Source organism: Streptomyces globosus, from assembly GCF_003325375.1.
Lineage (GTDB): Bacteria > Actinomycetota > Actinomycetes > Streptomycetales > Streptomycetaceae > Streptomyces > Streptomyces globosus_A.
In genome coordinates, this window is the sequence record NZ_CP030862.1 from 3182995 (window position 1) to 3199267 (window position 16273).

Sequence of the window (16273 nt, forward strand, 5' to 3'; positions counted from 1 at the left end):
ACGGACGGACCCTAGCCCGCAGCCGCCTCCGCCGCGTACCTCCAGAACGCCCGCATCACCTCCGGGGCGGCGGGGCCGGTGAGGCGGACCTGGGTGAGGAGGATCGCCGCGGAGCCCCGGGAGGGCGTCACATGGGCGGCCGTCCCGGTTCCGCCGACCCAGCCGTAGCGGCCGGGGACGTTCCACGGGTCGCGGGGCCGGACGTCCACCGAGCCGCCGAACCCCCACCCCTGCCCCTCCAGGAACGGTTCGGCGTCCGCCCGCTGGTCCGGCGTCAGCCAGTCCGTCGTCATCCGCTGCACCGACTCCGGCTGCAGCAGCCGGCCCCGCCCGCCGTCGAGGGCGCCGCCGGCGAGCAGCATGCGGGCGAAGGCGTGCCAGTCGTCCGCCGTCGACACGAGCCCTCCCGCCCCGGACGGGAACGCCGGTTCCGCGCTCCACTGCCCGTTCGGGGCGTCGACGCGTTCCAGCCCGCCCGCGCCCTGCCGGTAGAGGGAGGTGAAGCGGCCCAGATCGGAGGCGGGCACCGAGAACGCGGTGTCGGCCATGCCGAGGGGCTCGAAGACGCGTTCCTCGAGGAACGCGGGCAGCGGAGTTCCCGAGACCCGCGCCACGAGGACGCCCAGGATGTCGTACGCGGTGTTGTACAGCCAGGCCTCGCCCGGCTGGTGCAGCAGCGGGATCCGGGACAGCGCCGCCATCCAGGCGTCCGGTGCGGGCACCTGCTGCGGCTGCGGCGGCCCCTGCCCCAGCTCGGTGACGAGCGGCCGGACCGCGGGCAGGTCGGTCCCGGCGGGGGAGAAGCCGATGCCGGCGCGGGACGTCATCAGGTCGAAGACGGTGATCTCCCGGTCGGCGGGGGCGACCTCGCCGACCGGGCCGGCGGGTGTGCGCACCACGACGGGTGAGGCCAGCTCAGGCAGCCACGGCGCGACCAGGTCGTCCAGGGCCAGCCGGCCGTCCTCGACGAGCATCAGCACGGCGGCCGCCGTGACGGGCTTGGTCAGGGAGGCGATCCGGAACAGGGAGTCGCGGACCATCGGCGCGCTGCCCTCGACATCGGCGGAGCCGACCGCCTCGACCTCCAGCCGCCCGTCCCGGGACACCAGGCCCACCGCCCCCGGCAGCTCCCCGCGCTCGACGTACGGCTCCAGCAGCTCGCGCAGACCGCCCATCACTACCGCCTCTCGCAGGTACGCCGTCGGGGGTGCACCTGCCGCATCCTAGGGTTCCGGCCGCGGCGATCGCGGTTGCGACGGCGGGTACGGCCCCCGGGTCCGCCGTGTGGGGGAAGGCGGCCGGCGCCCCCGCCCACCCCCGATTTCCGCAGCCCGCGCCGCTTCGGCAGGATGGTGCCATGACCGAGATCCGCACCCCCCGCCTCCTCCTGCGCCGCTGGGGCGACGACGACGTCGTCCCCCTGTCGGAAATCAACGCCGATCCGGCGGTGATGCGCTGGACCGGCGACGGCGCACCCCTCGACCCGGACGCCACCGCAGGGGAGGTCGAGCGGTGGGAGGAGGAGTGGGACGACGAGGGCTTTGGGCAGTTCGCGGTGGAACTGCTCGGCTCCGGCGAGCTGATCGGCGCGGTCGGCCTCTCGGTGGTGGCCGACGACCTGCCGGGCCTCCCCTCCGACGTGGAGATCCGCTGGCGGCTGGGCCGCCAGTTCTGGGGCCAGGGCTACGCCTCCGAGGCGGCGCAGGCCGCGCTCGAGTTCGCCCTCCAGGACCGGGGCGTCGACCGGGTCGTCGCCGTCGTGCGAGTCGGCGACCACACCTCGGCGAACATCGCCGAGAAGCTCGGCATGGCCGCGGAGCGGGAGATCACCCACCCCGAGCAGGGCCACGCCCTCCAGGTGTATGCCATCGACCTGACCGAGTACGCGGCCTGACGGCTCAGGAGCAGGTGTCCAGCATCGTCCCCAGCATCCGCTTCTCGTCCTCCGTGGCCGTGAGCCCGTAGGCGGCCTTCACGGTCGTCCAGGCGCGCGCGTACTGGCACCAGCTCGACCGGTCCGGCGGCTGCCAGCGGTCCGGCGCCTGGTCGCCCTTCGACCGGTTGGAGGCTGCCGACACGGCGAGCAGCTGGGGGCGGCGGAGGTCGTTGGCGAACGCCTTCCGCCTGGCGGCGTCCCACGCGGATGCGCCCGACCGCCACCCCTCGGCGAGCGGCACGACGTGGTCGATGTCCATCCGCGACGCCTCGGTGACGACGGCCCCGTCGTAGAGGCTGCGCCACTTCCCGGTGACGGCCCGGCATTCGGCGTCGCGGACCACGTCCTGCCCGTCGCGCTGGAGGACCGTTTCACGGGTGTCGCACCTGTCGCCCTGCTCGGCCCAGTGCGTGAACCTGGACCGGCTGTATCCGGCCATCGTCCCCGGGGGTGCGACGGTCAGGGCGGCGAGCTGAGCCCGGGCCGTCGCGGCGTCCGCCAGCCCCGGCAGGACGTCCCCGCGGGCCGGCTCGGCGCCGCCCGCGGGCGGGGCGGACGGCGCCGCGGTCGACGCCGGCGGGGACGGCAGGGCGCCGCCCCCGCCCGGAACCGGCACTCCGCTTCCGCCTCCGGCCCCGTGGCCGACCGGACTCCCGGCGCACCCCGCCACCGCCACGACCAGCGCCGAGGCCGCCACCCGCACACGGCGCAGCGGTATCTGACGCCCCATGAATCCCCCCACGATCCCCCCTGAACCGGTTCCGCACCGCACTCCGTCCGGTCAAGACTACCCAGACCCGGACAATCAACGGCCGCCGCCCGCCCCCGAGACGGGCTGCGGCACGCCCCCGTCGCCGACCCTGGCCCGGGCGTTGTCAGAGGGCCTCGCTAGTGTCCCCGACATACCGCAGCTCAGGGGTGATTTCTCGCCTCTGGCCAATGCTGCGCGGAACCGGATCGGGCAGGCGGAGAGGCACGTACTGATGGCATGGCTGGCAGCGGGCGAGGGGTACGAAATCGCCCTGATCGACGGAAAGGTGGCGGCTCGGTCCGCCACCGGGCGGGCTGCGGGACGGCAGTTGAAGTCCCTGCCCAAGGCCCTGCGCGAGCACCCCGAGGTGGACCGGCTGCGCAGGCTCGCCGAATGGCTCGACCGGCACGAGGCGGCCTGCACCGCGCAGGTCGACGCGTGGATGGTGTCCTCGCTGCCCGTCCCGACCGCGCTCCTCGCGAGCGTCTGGCAGGACGAGGCCTGGCAGGGCGCGCTGCGCGACACGGCCGTCGTCGGCGACGACCCGGACGAGGTCGGCTTCCTCCGCGACGCGACCTCCTCCGGCGAGCTGAAGGTCGTCAACCTGGACGGCGAGACCGTACGGCTCTCGCCGCGCACCGTCACCCTGCCGCACCCGGTGCTGCTGCCCGACCTGGACGACGTACGAGACTTCGCGGCCGAACTCGGCATCGTGCAGCGCGTCGAGCAGATCCACCGGGCCACCTGGCACAAGCCGGAGGGGCTGGAGGACAAGGCCACCGAGGTCCGCGACTACGCGGGCGGCGTCTTCCCCCACCGCTTCGGCCTCGCGGCCCGCGCCACCTCGCTCGGCTACCGGGTCTCCGGCGGCTACGCCACCTGCGCGGTCCGCGACTCGGGGCGCGGCGTGGAGGCTGCCGTCTGGATCGGGGAGCCCTACTACGACGCCGAGACCGCGACGGGTGCACTGACCTGGCACGACGCGGACGGCCGGACGGTCCGCCTGGCCGAGGTCGGCCCGGTCGCCTGGTCCGAGGGGATGCGCATGGCCGCGGCGCTCTACGCCGGCCGCAAGATCGAAGAGGGCAAGGACGCGTGATGACGACCACGACCACCACCACCACGACCGCGACGACCGCCACCACCGCCCTCCGGGCCGAACAGCTCCTGAAGGCGGGCGCCGTCCTCCCGGTCGGCACCCCCGACGCCGGCCCGTCCGCCGTCGACCTGACCGCCCGCGCCTACCGGCACCCCGCCCTGCCCGAAGGCCGCGTCGTCGTCCGCCTCGCCGCCGCCGAACTGGGCCCGGCCGAGGACCTGGCCGCCGGCTTCCTCGGGCTCGTCCCCGACGCGGCCGAGCCGCCCGTCGTCGGCCTCGGCCAGCGCCAGGCCCTCGGCTTCCCCGAATGGGTCCTCGTCCACCACCCCGAGGACGGCCACCACGCCCTCGCGGTCGTCCCCGAACTCGACCGGGTCGCCCGCCAGGCCAAGAACAAGCCCAAGGCCGCCCTCGACGCCTGCCACGAACTCGCCGGCCGGCTCGCCGCCGCCGTCCCGCACTTCCTGCCCGTCTTCTACGAGCAGGCCGCGCGCCTCTTCCTCGCCGTCGAGAACACCACCTACGCCGCCCAGCTGTTCGGCCGCGCCCGCGACGCCGAGGCCCAGCACGGCCTCGCCGTCGACGAGGACCGCCTCGACGCGGTCTTCCTGGAGTTCGCCCTCGTCGGCGCCCTCCCCGTGAAGGTACTCACCGGCTACGCCAAGGCGCTCTCCGCCCGCGTCGGCCCCGAGGAGGCCCACGCCCGCTTCGTGCGCCTGTGCGTGCGCCGCACCGCCGGCGGCCTGCCGCCGTCCGCGCAGGCCGCGACCGAGCTCCGCCGCCTCGCCCGCGCCGCCGGGATCACCGGGAACCGCGCCGAGCAGGACTACCTGGCCGAACTGCTGCCGCTGCCCGCCACCCTGCGCGCCGCGTACGGCTGGTGGAAGGCCCACCGCACCGCGCTCGTCGCGCTCGCCCGGCGCGAACCCGCCGTCCGCGGCACCCTGCTCGAACTGATGCCGCCCGGCGGTGACGGCGACCTCACCGACCTGTGGCTGGAGGTCCTGGAGGAGTCCGGGGCGACCGCCGGCCTCATCGACGCAGGGCTGCCCGCCGAAGAGCGCTGCACCGACGGCACCTCCGGCTGGCTGGAGCGCTTCCACGCCGCCCGCCACAGCGGCTGGGGCCGCCGCCCCGCCCTGCCTGCCCTCCTCGACCTGGTGGAGCGGGCCGCCGACCGGCTGCGCGCCGAAACCTCGGCGCCGGACCGCGAGGCCGGCCTGCGGATCGGCGCCCAGGACGTCGACCTCCTCGACCTGCTGCTGTCCCTCGGCATCCCCGTCGCCGACCCCGAGGAGGACGGCACGAAGCAGCGCCGCCACCACCGGGACAGGAACATGAACCTCGCCGACTGGGCCGCCGGCGACACCCGCCGCGACCTGGTCGCGCTCGCCGCCGACCCGCGCTTCCGGCCCGCCTTCCAGCGCGCCGCGTACGCCTTCAACGACGCGCAGAGCGGGGCGGACGCCATGCGCCGGCTCGCCGCCGCACCCGGCGGCCGCACCATGCTCACCGAGTGGATGCAGGAGGTCGCCGCCCGCTCCACCGCCCCCGGCCTGCCCCGCCTCCCCGACGCCATCCAGCGCCTGTCCTGGCTGCCCGCCGAGGCCCTCGAACTGGCCCGCGACGGCGTGGCCGCCGCGGCCGCCGCCGACCTCGGCGAGATCACCGCCCGCACCCTGCGCAGCGGCCTCTTCGAGGAGCTCTCCTGGCCGGCCTGGGAGACCGCCCTCGCCGAGCTGCAGCCCGCCCGCACCACCCGGCACGGCGACTCCCTGACCGTCGTCGAGGCCTGGCCGTACCTGATCGTCGCCAACGAGCGGCAGGTCCGCGTCATCGACGCCGACTCCACCGTCCTCACGCACGACCTGCGCGCCCCCGCCGGCAACGCCTACCGCCACGGCTTCCACTACGTCGACGGCGCCCTGCTCGTCTTCTGGTCCTCCTGGAACACCAGCGAGGTCAAGGGCTACTGGCACACCGACCCCGCCAACGTCTTCACCGTCGGCGGCGACCGCAACCACTGGTCGCTGCGCTCCGCCGACGTGAGCCTGCCCCTGCCCGGCGGCGGCCGCACCACCGGCGGCGGCATCCTCCACGCCGGCGACACCGCCCTCCCGCCCGAGCGGCCCGTGCTGTGCGACGGCACCTCGTACTGGGTGTGGCAGCGCCGCGAGCAGGAGAACGGCGGCGGCTGGTGCGAGTACGACCCCGCCGACGGGGCCCGCGGCCGCTTCTCGCAGCCCGCGTTCCTCGCCGACGCCCTGCGCGGCCACCCCGCCGACAGCACCCTCTCCGCCGGCGCCGCCTGGCTGCGCCCCGCGCCCGCCGTCGACGGCTCCGCCCTCGGCCCCGCCGCGGACGGGCTCCTCGGCTGGCACGCCGTCCGCATCCCCGGCCAGGGCTGGTACGGCCGCGACACCGCCGGCCGCAGCGTCCGCCTCCCCGAGGACCGCGGCATGCCCGTCGCCGCCCTCGCCGTCCCCGGCGACGACCGGCCGCGCGCGCTGACGCAGAACTGGCGCACCCTGTCCATCACCGACCCGGACGGCGTCGTCACCACCGTCACCGGCGGCGACCACCGCAGCGACGGCTTCTCCACCGGAGTCGTCCAGCTGCCGCCGCTGCCCTTCTGGTACGCGCTGCGCCCCCGCGACCCCGAGGGCTCCGCCGCCCTGCGCGCCGCCGGCGCCGACACCGCCGCCGCGCTGATGAAGGCGGTCGCCACCGCCGAGAGGACCGAGGACCTGCCCGACCTGGTGCGCGCGGTCCTCCCGCAGGTCACCGACACCAGGCTGATCGCCGGCATCATCGAGGTCGCGCGGTTCGCCCTCAAGCAGCAGCGGGCGCTCGACGCGATCGCCGCCCGCCTCAACCCCGGCGAGGCCGAGCCCGCCCGGCCCGCCGAGCCGGCGGGCCCAACGGACCAGCTCCTCGCGGGCGCCCTGCGCGGCGTCATCGGCAGCGGCTACTACCACTGGAACGCGGACCGGGACGTCGCCCACCGCTTCCTGCACCGCCTCGCCGCCGCGTCCGCCGACACCGGCGCCGCCCCCGTACCGGGCCGGCTGCACTTCGACGCACCCGCTCTGGACCACTCGGGCCTGCCGTTCACGGCGATGCTCGACCACCCCGCGGCAATCGCCTACCGGGCCGTCGGGCCCGCCGCGAACGACGCGCAGCGGGCGGCCCTGTGCACCGTCCTCGCGCAGATCGACGCCCTCGGACTGGCCTCCGCCCAGGAGTCCGCCGACCGCTGGCGCCGCGTCCGCGTCCACCTCGACGACCGCCACCTCACCACCCCTGACGGCCGGGACCGCAACGTGTCGCACCGCAGCGTGCTCCCGCTCGGCGGCGGAGCCGCCCTCGGCATCACCGAGGACACCGAAGCCGTGCCCGGCGGGCGCGTGTTCGGGGCCCTGCTGTACGACCCGTCCGGCCGGTTCACCGTCCCCGGCCCGTACACGCCGAGCGGCGAATCCCCCCTCGGCGACCGCCACCGCGGCCCCGGCTGGCTGGCCGCCTTCCTCACCGAGGCCGCCGCCCGCGGGCCGGCACCGCTGCACCCGGAAGCCGCCGACGAGTTCGCCCGCCTCACCGGCGTCACCGCGACCGCCGCACGGCTGCTGATCGCCGGCCTGCCCAACATCGACAGCTACGAGCACCACTTCCTGCCCGCCGAACTCCGCACCGCCCTCGGCATCAAGGCCGCCGACGCCAAGATCGCCCGCAACCAGCTCAAGGCCGTACCGCTGGAGGTGCGGCGCGAGGTCGTCGCGGCGCTGCTGCCCGCCGACCCGGCGCGGCTGTGGACCGACGGCCCGGACGCGGCCGCCGCCGCGGAGGTCTGGAACCGCCGCGTCGGCCGCCGCACCCCCGTCCCCGAGTGGCTGCTCGCCGAGGCGAACCGCGCCGTGCGCACCGCCGGCGCCGTGCACGACGCGCTGGGCGACGTCCTCAACCCCGGCGAGTCCGCCGTACTGGGCACCGACACCGCGTGGAAGGTCAACCGCGACCGCGTCGAGCCCTGCGACCCGAACGGCCCGGCCTTCACCTCGGCCGTGCTGACCACCACCCTCGGGCTGACGGCATGGCTCGCCCACCGGCTGCCCGCCGGCGACCCCATGCGGGCCGCCCTGCCGAGCGCCCTGACCGCCGTCCGGGGCCGCCTCGCCGCCCCCGGACTCCTCCTCGACCTCGGCTACTACGCCGACCTGCCCGGCTTCCGCAAGGCGGCCGGCACCCCCACCGAGACGGGCGAGGGCTACGAGCGGTACGGCGCCGTCGTCATGGCCACCCACGACGACCGCCCGCGCCCCGCACTGCGCACCAGCCTCCTCGACTCCACCGGCTCCGACCCGTACCTGCCCGCCCTGCGCGGCGACGACCAGGCCGAGACCTCGGTCGAGGCGGCGCTGCGGTGCGTCCGGGACCCGCGGTTCGCGGCGCTGCTGGCCGATCCGGGGGCGCCGGCGGCGGGCGGTGCCGATGCCGGGGGGACGTGGTGGCCGCAGGATCCGGGGCGTTCGGTTCCGGAGGTGGTGGCCGCCGTGCAGGAGGCGTGCGGCCTGGGTGCGGATGCGGCGGTGCTGTACCTGATGCTGCTGGCGATGCCGGACCCGACGGACCGGAACACGGTGCGCTGGACGGGCTGGAAGCCGGCCCGGATGAAGGCGGCGCGGGCGGAACTGGGGGCGACGGACCTGGTGGTGACGGCCGGCCGGACCCGGGCGGGGCGCACGCTGTTCCTGCCCGGCGGCTGGGCCGAGATGCACACCCCGGTCCTGCCGCTGGAGCAGTGGAAGCTCCCGCTGTACGGCCTGGCCGCCGGCGCCCGCCCCGCCCTGGGCGTCCTCGTCCCGGCCGAACCTGTCGCCGACCTGTACCGGCGGGCCTGGCAGCGGGTCGCCGACGGCGACGCCCCCCGCTTCGAGCAGCTCAAGGTCAAGCGCACCCGCGCACGCCGCCGCTGACCGCAGGCCCCCGCGGGCCGAGAACCGCCGCCGGGCCGGCTGCCGTCCCTTCACGGGGACGTCAGCCGGCCCGGCGGGCCGCCCCGCATCCCGGGCCCGCCCCTTCTTCCCGCTCCCCTCCCCGACGTTCCTTCTTCCGATGTCTCCCACGTACCGAGGACCCGCCATGACCACCACCGCCACCCAAGAACCGCCCGCCCCGGCCCGCCAGACGCTGCCCGCCGAGGAGCGGTACGCCGACGAACTCGCCTTCCTCGCCGCGCAGGACACCGGCCCCCGCCCGCCCGGCTGGGCGCTCACCCCGCGCGCCGTCGTGACCTTCGTCTGCGGCAGCGACGGCGAGGAGCTCACCCTGCGCGGGCGCCGGACCGGACTGCCCGCCAAGATGAAGATCGCCCCCAAGTTCGTCGGGGAGCGCGCCCTCGTCGAACGCTGCGTCGTCACCCTCGCCGGCGAGCGCGGCCTGCTCCTGACCGGCGAGCCCGGCACCGCCAAGTCGATGCTGTCGGAGCTCCTCGCCGCCGCTGTCAGCGGCACCAGCTCCCTCACCGTGCAGGGCACCGCCGGCACCACCGAGGACGCCTTCCGCTACGGCTGGAACTACGCCCTCCTCCTCGCCCAGGGCCCCACCCCGCAGGCACTCGTCGACTCCCCGGTCCTGTCCGCCATGCGCACCGGCCGCGTCGTCCGCGTCGAGGAGATCACCCGCTGCCTGCCCGAGGTACAGGACGCGCTGGTGTCGATCCTGTCCGACCGGCGCGTCAGCGTCCCCGAACTGACCGCCACCGAGGACGCCGTGGTCAGCGCCGCCCCCGGCTTCACGGTCATCGCCACCGCCAACCTCCGCGACCGCGGCGTCTCCGAGATGTCCGCCGCCCTCAAGCGGCGCTTCAACTTCGAGACCGTCGACCCCATCGCCGACGCGGACGCCGAGGCCACCCTGATCCGCCGCCAGGCCGTCGCGGCCGTGCAGCGCGCCGGCGCCTCCTTCGGCGTCGACGACGCCGTCCTCGACGCCCTCGTCACCGTCTTCCGCGACCTGCGCTCCGGCCGCTCCGCCGAGGGCTGGGACGTGGAGCGCCCCGGCACCGTGATGTCCACCGCCGAAGCCGTCCAGGTGGCCGCCTCCCTGGGCGTCGCGGCCGCGTACCTGCCGGGCGGCGACGTCCTCGACCTGCTGCCCGGCCATCTCCTCGGCGTGGTACGCAAGGACGACCCCGCCGACCACGGCCGCCTGCTCGGCTACTGGGACGGCCCGGTCCGCCGCCGCGCCGAGGACGGCTCGGCCATGTGGCGCCGCCTGTGGGACCTGCGCGGGAGCCTGCGATGACCACCCTCACCGCGGGCGCGCCGACGCCTCCGGCCGGCCCCGGCCCGGGCGCCGCCGACCCGCGGGCCGCCGTGGACGCCCTCGCCGCGTCCCGGCAGCCCTACCTGCTGGGCGTACGCCACCACAGCCCGGCCCTCGCCGCCGTCGTCCCGGCGCTGCTGGACGCCTCCGGCGCCGAGGCCGTCTGCGTGGAGCTGCCCGCCGACTTCCGGCCGTGGCTGGACCACCTGGCCGACCCCGAGACCGTCGCCCCCGTCGCCCTCGCCGGCACCGGGCGGGGCGGCGGCCTGGCGTTCTACCCGTTCGCCGACTTCTCCCCGGAGCTGGCGGCGATCCGGTGGGCCCGCCGGCACGGCGCCGAGGTGCTGTGCTGCGACCTGCCGCTCGGCGACCCCGGCTGGACCCCCGGGCAGGCCTCGGACGCGGCGCCGGGCGCCGCCGACGGCGACGGCCCGGCCGTGCGCGGGCGTACGTACGCGGACGCGCTCAGCGCCTCCGGCACCGGCCGCGACGGCGACGACATGTGGGACCGCGCCGTCGAGGTGCTCGCTCCGGGCTGCACGCCCGAGGCCGTCCGCCGGGCCGCCCTCGGCGTCGGCTGGGCACTGCGCCAGGACGCCGACGTCCCCGCCGCGGACCTGGCCCGCGAGGCGCGGATGCGCCGCGTCATCGCCGGCGCGGCAGCCGGGGGCAGGCGCGTCGCCGCCGTCATCGGCGCGTTCCACGCGCCCGCGCTCCTCGACGCCGCGCTCCTCGACACCGACGGCGCGGGCACGGGCAGCGGGGACGCCGCCGGGGACGCCGAGGCCGCCGTCACCTCGCTCGTGCCGTACTCCTTCGACCTGCTCGACTCCCGCTCCGGCTACCCCGCCGGCATTCGCGACCCCCGCTGGCAGCAGGCCGTCCTGGAGGCGGGCGGCGACCCCGGGCGGCTCCGCACCGCGGCATCCGACGCGCTCACCGGCCTGTGCCGGGAGCTGCGCCGCGCCGGCCACACCGCCGGCACCGGAGAGGCCGCCGAAGCCCTGCGCCTGGCCTGCGACCTGGCCGCCCTGCGGGGCCTGCCCGCGCCCGGACGCGGCGAACTCCTGGAGGCCGTCACCACCGTCCTCGGCCAGGGCGAGCCCCTCGGCCGCGGCCGGGCCCTGGCCCGCGCCCTCGAAGCCGTGTTCGTGGGCACGGGCCGCGGCCGCATCACCCCGCACGCCCCGCGCTCCGGCCTCGGGCCCGGCGTCGAAGCGGAGCTCACCGAACTGCGGCTGCCCGGCCCACAGGACCCCGCCTCCCGCGAGATCCGCCTCGACCCCCTGCGCTCCCCGCTCGACCGCCGGCGCGAGGTGCTCCTACAGCGCCTCGCCGTCCTCGGCGCCGGATACGGAGAGGCCCTCGACGTGGCCGGCACCGGCGACGGCACCGCGCTCGGCACCAAGTGGCGGCTGAAGTGGACGCCGTCCGTCCCGGCCCGGCTGGACCTCGCCGGGGCCCGCGGCGTCACCGCGGCCCAGGCCGCCGCCGGAACGCTCGGCGAGACCGCCCGCCGGGCCGCCGCCGACGGCGGACCGACCCCGCAGCAGATCCTCGCCGGCCTGGCCGACGCTGCCCGCTGCGACCTGCCCGAACTGGCCGGTGCACGCCTGGAGGAGGCCGCCGCCGTCCTGCCGCAGACCGCGGCCCTGCCCGAACTCCTCGAAGCGCTCGACCTGCTGGAAGGGCTCGCCCGCGGGCACTTCCCGCTGGACTCGGACGGCCTGTGCGAGGCCGCCGGCGCCCTCACCGGCGAACTCGTCGAGGCCGCCGTACGCGCCCTGCCCGGCCTGGCCGGCAGCGAGGACCCCGCCGACGCACGGGCGCTCGTCGCCCTCGCCGACCGGGCCGCCGGCCGCCACCTCGGCCTGCGGATGGACGACGCCCTCACCGCGCTCGCGGCCGACGGCTCCCCCCTGATGCAGGGCGCGGCCCTCGCCGTACGGGTCCTGCTCGACCTCGACCCCGCCGACGGGCTCGGAGCCCGCGCCGCCGGCTGGATCGACGGCGCCTCCACCCTCGAGGCGCGCCGCGCGCTGACGCGCCGTCTGGGCGGGCTGCTCACCGCGGCCGGGCCGCTGCTGCAGTCCTCCGCGGCCGCACTCCTCCCCGTGCTGGACCGCGTCGACTCACTCGCCGACACGGACTTCCTGGACCGGCTCCCGGCCCTCCGCGGCGGCTTCGACACGCTGGCCCCCGCCGCCCGCGAGCGGCTCCTGGCCACCGTCACCGAACGCCTCGGCGACCGCATCGACCTCACCCTCGACGCACCGCCCGCGCTGCTCGCCCTGTGGGCGGCCGCGGACGCCGCCGGAGCCGCCGCCCTGAAGGCCCTCCCGCGTCCGGACCGCCCCGCCCCCGCAGACCCCGCCGCCGCGGACCCGGCCGCCGCGGACCCGGCCGCCGCGGACCCGGCCGCCGCCGAAGCCGGCGCACGACCGCCGGCCGCACCGGCAACCGCCGCGTACTCCGCAGCGGACGGGGAGGCGGCCGGCGCCGCCGCGGACGGAGCGCAGGCCGGGCCGCCCGCACCGGCCGCGGTGCCCGCACCGCCCGCGGACGCGGATCCCGTGGGGACCGGCGCCGCAGGGGGCGCCGTACGGCTCGGACCCGCCGACCGCTGGCGGCTGCTCCTCGGCCGGCAGCGCGACCGGCTCCCCGCCGGCGCCCGCCGGTACGCCCGCGCCCTCGACGAGCTGTACGGCACCGGCCGCGGCGAGGGCTCCGCCGACCTCGACGGCGGCACCGGCGCCGGCTCCGGCACGGGCGGCGGCCAGGACGCCTCCTTCCCCACGGCCCGCGAATGGGCCGAGGAACTGCAGGCGCTCTTCGGCGCGGACGTCCGCGAGGAAGTCCTCGCCGCCGCCGCCGACACCGGCCGCAGCGACGTGCTGACGCAGCTCGACCCCGCGTCCGTACGGCCCTCCGTGGAACTCCTCAGCTCCGTGCTGTCCCTCGCGGGCGGCCTGCCCGAGGCCCAGCTCGCCCGCCTGCGCCCCCTCGTGCGGCGCCTGGTCGACGAACTCGCCAAGGAGCTGGCCACCCGGCTGCGCCCCGCCCTGTCGGGCCTCAACACGCCGCGCCCCAGCCGCCGCCCCGGCGGGCGGCTCGACCTGGACCGCACCCTGCGGGCCAACCTGGCGCACACGCGGCGGCTCGACGACGGACGCCTCGTCGTCGTCCCCGAGCGGCCCGTCTTCCACACGCGGGCCCGCCGCGAGGCCGACTGGCGGCTGGTCCTCGTCGTCGACGTCTCCGGCTCCATGGAGGCGTCCGTCATCTGGTCGGCGCTCACCGCCGCGGTCCTGGGCGGCGTACCGACCCTGTCGACGCACTTCCTCGCCTTCTCCACCCAGGTCGTGGACCTCACCGACCGCGTCGAGGACCCGCTGTCGCTGCTCCTGGAGGTCCGCGTCGGCGGGGGCACCCACATCGCCGCGGGCCTGGCCCACGCGCGCTCCCTGATCACGGTGCCGAGCCGGACCCTCGTCGTCGTGGTCAGCGACTTCGAGGAGGGCGCCCCCATCGGCGGACTCCTCGGCGAGGTGCGGGCGCTCGCCGCGTCCGGCGCCCACCTGATGGGCTGCGCCGCCCTCGACGACACCGGAACCCCCCGCTACTCGGTGTCCGTCGCGCGGCAGCTCGTCGCGGCCGGCATGCCGGTGGCCGCCCTCAGCCCGCTCGCCCTCGCCCGCTGGGTGGGCGACCGCCTCCGTGGAGAAACCCGTTGAGTACCGACCTGCTGCCGCCCGTCGCCCCCGAGGTCCTCGCCGAAGCCGTCGAGCACCTCACCGCGCGGCTGCGCAAGAAGCTCGACGCCGCCGTCGAGGGCTGCGCCACGGGCGCGACACCGGCCGAGCGCGCTGCGGACGGCACCGTCACCATCCGGTTCGGCGAGGACGCCGTCGTCACCCTGCGGCCCGGCCCCGGCGGCGCCGTCGACACCCCCGAACGGGCCGTCTGCACCTGCCTGCTCGCGCCCCGCTGCCTGCACCGGGCCGCCGCGCTCGGCGCGGCCCCGCTCGCGGACACACCGGCCGCACCGGAGCCGGAGACGGCGGCAGACCCCGCCCGGCCGGCCGCGACCGCGGCAGCCGCCGCGGCCGACGGCACCGGCGGGCAGGCGGCAACCGCAACCTCCCCGGCAGCCGCCGGCGGCCCCGCGAGCCCGGCCGGCGGGCCGGACGCGCCGCCGCCGGCCCTCAGCGCGGCGCAGGCCGCCGCAGCCGTCGCCCTGTGGCGGGCCGGCGCCGAGGCACTCGCCGCCGGCGCCACCGCCGCCGGGACCGTCGTCCAGGCCGAACTGCTGCGCGCCGCCCACAGCGCCCGCGTCGCCGGCCTGCCGCGCGCCGAGGCCGCCACCCTGCGCCTCGTACGCGGCCTGCGCGCGGCGCGCGAGCGCAGCGGCAGCCACCGCCTCGCCGACCTCGCCGCGTCCTTCCTGGAACTCCTCCAGACCGCCGCCCTGCTGGCTTCCGGCACCGCGGACCCCGCGTGGACGGGCACCTCCCGGCGCAGCTACCGGCAGGGCGGCCACCTGCGGGTGTACGGGCTGTGCCGGGAACCGGTGCTGTCCGCCACCGGATACGGGGGAGTGGTCACCCACCTGCTGTCGCAGGACGGCGGACGCCACTCCCTGTCGGACGTCCGCCCGGGCGGCCTGGCCCGCGCCAAGGGCGCCGGCTCCGCCTCGGTGGTCCTCGGCGGCGCCGCCCTCGACCACGCGGGCCTCGCCCGCGGCGGCCTGCGCATCGCGGGCGCCACCGTCTCGCCCGACGGCCGGCTCGGCGCCGGACGCGGCGTACAGGCCCACCCGATGCCCGGCATCCCCTGGACCGGGGAGCCCGCCGCCGCGCTGTTCGCCCGCCCGGCGGCCGAGGCGGTCGCCGCGCAGCTCGCCGACCCCGACCCGGACGGCGCCGGCCCGGCTCTGCTGGGCTGCGACGTCACGGTGCTCGGCCCGGCAGGCGAGGACCTCCTGGTACGGGAGGACCGCCCCGACGGGCCGGTGCTGCGGCTGCGCGCCGCCCACCCGCACCCCGAACTGCCGCACCTGGAGAACCTCCGCCGGATCGCCTCCCATCCGGGCCTCGCGCTGCGCGTCCTCGGCCGCCCCGACCTCGACCGGGCCGCCACCCTGCGGCCCCTGGCCGTCGGGCCCGTCCCGGGCGCCGCGTACACACTGCGGCTGCCCGACGGGCTGCTGGGCCGCGCCGACCTCGGCTACGACCGCCTCCAGGGCGACAACTTCCCGCCCAGGAGCACCGCCCCGCAGACCCCGCCCGCCGAACCGGGCCCCGACCCGCTGGCCGAATCGCCGCTCTGGCGGGCCGACCGGCTGCTGGAGTCGGGCGTCGCGGGAGGCCGCCGGGCCGTCGCCGAGGCCGGGCGCGGGCCCGAGCCGCTCGCCGCGTACGGGCCGCTGCGCAGGGCCGGGTTCACCACAGCGGCCGAACTGGCCGCGGACCTCGCCGCCGAGGCGGACCGCCGGCCGCGCGACGCGTTCGGCCGCCTCACCGACCCGTCGGCCGACGCCTACGCCTGGGCGTGGCTGGCCGCGGCCACCCACCTGGCCGCGGCCCGACGGGCCCTGGTGGCCGCCTCCTGGGACTGAGCCCGCACCTCAGCGGCAGCCGCGCAACCAGGCGTCGACGCGGGCGAAGTCCGCGTCCCGCAACCCGAACCGCGCGTCGACGCGGTGCAACAGGGCCGGGCCTGGGTGGCACTCGCCCACCCAGGCCCGGTCCGCCTCACGGATCTCGTCGTCAACCCAGACGAACGGCCGCCCCGCCGCCCAGGCGAGCAGCGACGGCAGCTTCCAGTGCCCGGAACGCCCCCCGCCGTGCTCCCACCGCACCACGGGCAGCACCGGCATTCCGAGCCGCGGCCCCACGACGGCGTTGGCGTCGTCCGACCAGGTGGTCGCCCACACCAGCCGCCCGGGCAGCGCCGACAGCCGCGCCCCCAGCGCAGGATCAAGCCGCGCAAGCAGCGGATTCCCCTCGTCGGCCGGGCCGTACGCGGGATACCCCCCGGGCAGCTCCTGCTCCGAAGCCCCGAACGGAATCAGCGGCCCGTCGACATCAAGAAACACGATCGGCTCGGTTGCATCCATCCCGCCATGATCACCGAACCGCCGCGGGACGTGCAGGCCCCCTGC

The 16273-nt window shown here is 77.5% G+C and carries 9 protein-coding genes; 6 read left to right on the top strand and 3 right to left on the bottom strand.

Annotated features, from left to right (window positions below):
* Positions 1-11 precede the first annotated feature (11 nt).
* Complete coding sequence (locus C0216_RS13825; RefSeq protein ID WP_114055567.1) at positions 12-1175, bottom strand: serine hydrolase domain-containing protein; 1164 nt, start codon at positions 1173-1175, stop codon at positions 12-14.
* A gap of 182 nt (positions 1176-1357) precedes the next feature.
* Here C0216_RS13825 and C0216_RS13830 point away from each other — a divergent pair, with 182 nt between their 5' ends.
* Positions 1358-1894 carry a GNAT family N-acetyltransferase gene (locus tag C0216_RS13830; RefSeq protein WP_114055568.1) on the top strand — a complete coding sequence of 179 codons (537 nt, stop codon included), beginning with the start codon at positions 1358-1360 and terminating at the stop codon, positions 1892-1894.
* A gap of 4 nt (positions 1895-1898) precedes the next feature.
* Here C0216_RS13830 and C0216_RS13835 read toward each other — a convergent pair whose 3' ends face one another.
* The gene (locus C0216_RS13835) at positions 1899-2666 is read right to left on the bottom strand and encodes an HNH endonuclease family protein (RefSeq protein ID WP_114055569.1); all 768 of its coding nucleotides are present in this window, start codon (positions 2664-2666) and stop codon (positions 1899-1901) included.
* 253 nt (positions 2667-2919) lie between these two features.
* On the opposite strand from C0216_RS13835, the gene C0216_RS13840 reads away from it, so the two are divergent.
* The 5 genes from C0216_RS13840 to C0216_RS13860 all read left to right on the top strand — a co-directional run bounded on the left by C0216_RS13840 (position 2920) and on the right by C0216_RS13860 (position 15727).
* Entirely contained in the window at positions 2920-3786 is an 867-nt protein-coding gene (locus C0216_RS13840) for a DUF4132 domain-containing protein (protein WP_114055570.1), read from the top strand.
* On the top strand, positions 3786-8759 hold the full coding sequence (locus C0216_RS13845) for a DNA-binding protein (RefSeq protein ID WP_114055571.1): 4974 nt from the start codon (positions 3786-3788) through the stop codon (positions 8757-8759). The genes C0216_RS13840 and C0216_RS13845 overlap by 1 nt, the downstream gene beginning before the upstream one ends.
* A gap of 166 nt (positions 8760-8925) precedes the next feature.
* Positions 8926-10089 carry an ATP-binding protein gene (locus tag C0216_RS13850; protein WP_114055572.1) on the top strand — a complete coding sequence of 388 codons (1164 nt, stop codon included), beginning with the start codon at positions 8926-8928 and terminating at the stop codon, positions 10087-10089.
* The gene (locus C0216_RS13855) at positions 10086-13844 is read left to right on the top strand and encodes a vWA domain-containing protein (protein WP_114055573.1); all 3759 of its coding nucleotides are present in this window, start codon (positions 10086-10088) and stop codon (positions 13842-13844) included. Before C0216_RS13850 ends, C0216_RS13855 begins: the two co-directional genes overlap by 4 nt.
* Positions 13841-15727, top strand: coding sequence for a hypothetical protein (locus C0216_RS13860; RefSeq protein ID WP_114055574.1), 1887 nt, complete (start codon positions 13841-13843; stop codon positions 15725-15727). The genes C0216_RS13855 and C0216_RS13860 overlap by 4 nt, the downstream gene beginning before the upstream one ends.
* A gap of 9 nt (positions 15728-15736) precedes the next feature.
* Here the strand turns inward: C0216_RS13860 and C0216_RS13865 are convergent, their stop codons facing one another.
* A complete protein-coding gene (locus tag C0216_RS13865) occupies positions 15737-16228 on the bottom strand; it encodes a hypothetical protein (protein ID WP_114055575.1) in 492 nt (163 codons plus the stop codon).
* Between the last annotated feature and the right edge of the window lie 45 nt (positions 16229-16273).

Coding starts and splice junctions, on each gene's coding strand:
- C0216_RS13850 (WP_114055572.1), top strand. CDS start 8,926: ATGACCACCACCGCCACCCAAGAACCGCCCGCCCCGGCCCGCCAGACG.
- C0216_RS13835 (WP_114055569.1), bottom strand. CDS start 2,666: ATGGGGCGTCAGATACCGCTGCGCCGTGTGCGGGTGGCGGCCTCGGCG.
- C0216_RS13865 (WP_114055575.1), bottom strand. CDS start 16,228: ATGGATGCAACCGAGCCGATCGTGTTTCTTGATGTCGACGGGCCGCTG.
- C0216_RS13825 (WP_114055567.1), bottom strand. CDS start 1,175: ATGGGCGGTCTGCGCGAGCTGCTGGAGCCGTACGTCGAGCGCGGGGAG.
- C0216_RS13855 (WP_114055573.1), top strand. CDS start 10,086: ATGACCACCCTCACCGCGGGCGCGCCGACGCCTCCGGCCGGCCCCGGC.
- C0216_RS13845 (WP_114055571.1), top strand. CDS start 3,786: ATGACGACCACGACCACCACCACCACGACCGCGACGACCGCCACCACC.
- C0216_RS13840 (WP_114055570.1), top strand. CDS start 2,920: ATGGCATGGCTGGCAGCGGGCGAGGGGTACGAAATCGCCCTGATCGAC.
- C0216_RS13830 (WP_114055568.1), top strand. CDS start 1,358: ATGACCGAGATCCGCACCCCCCGCCTCCTCCTGCGCCGCTGGGGCGAC.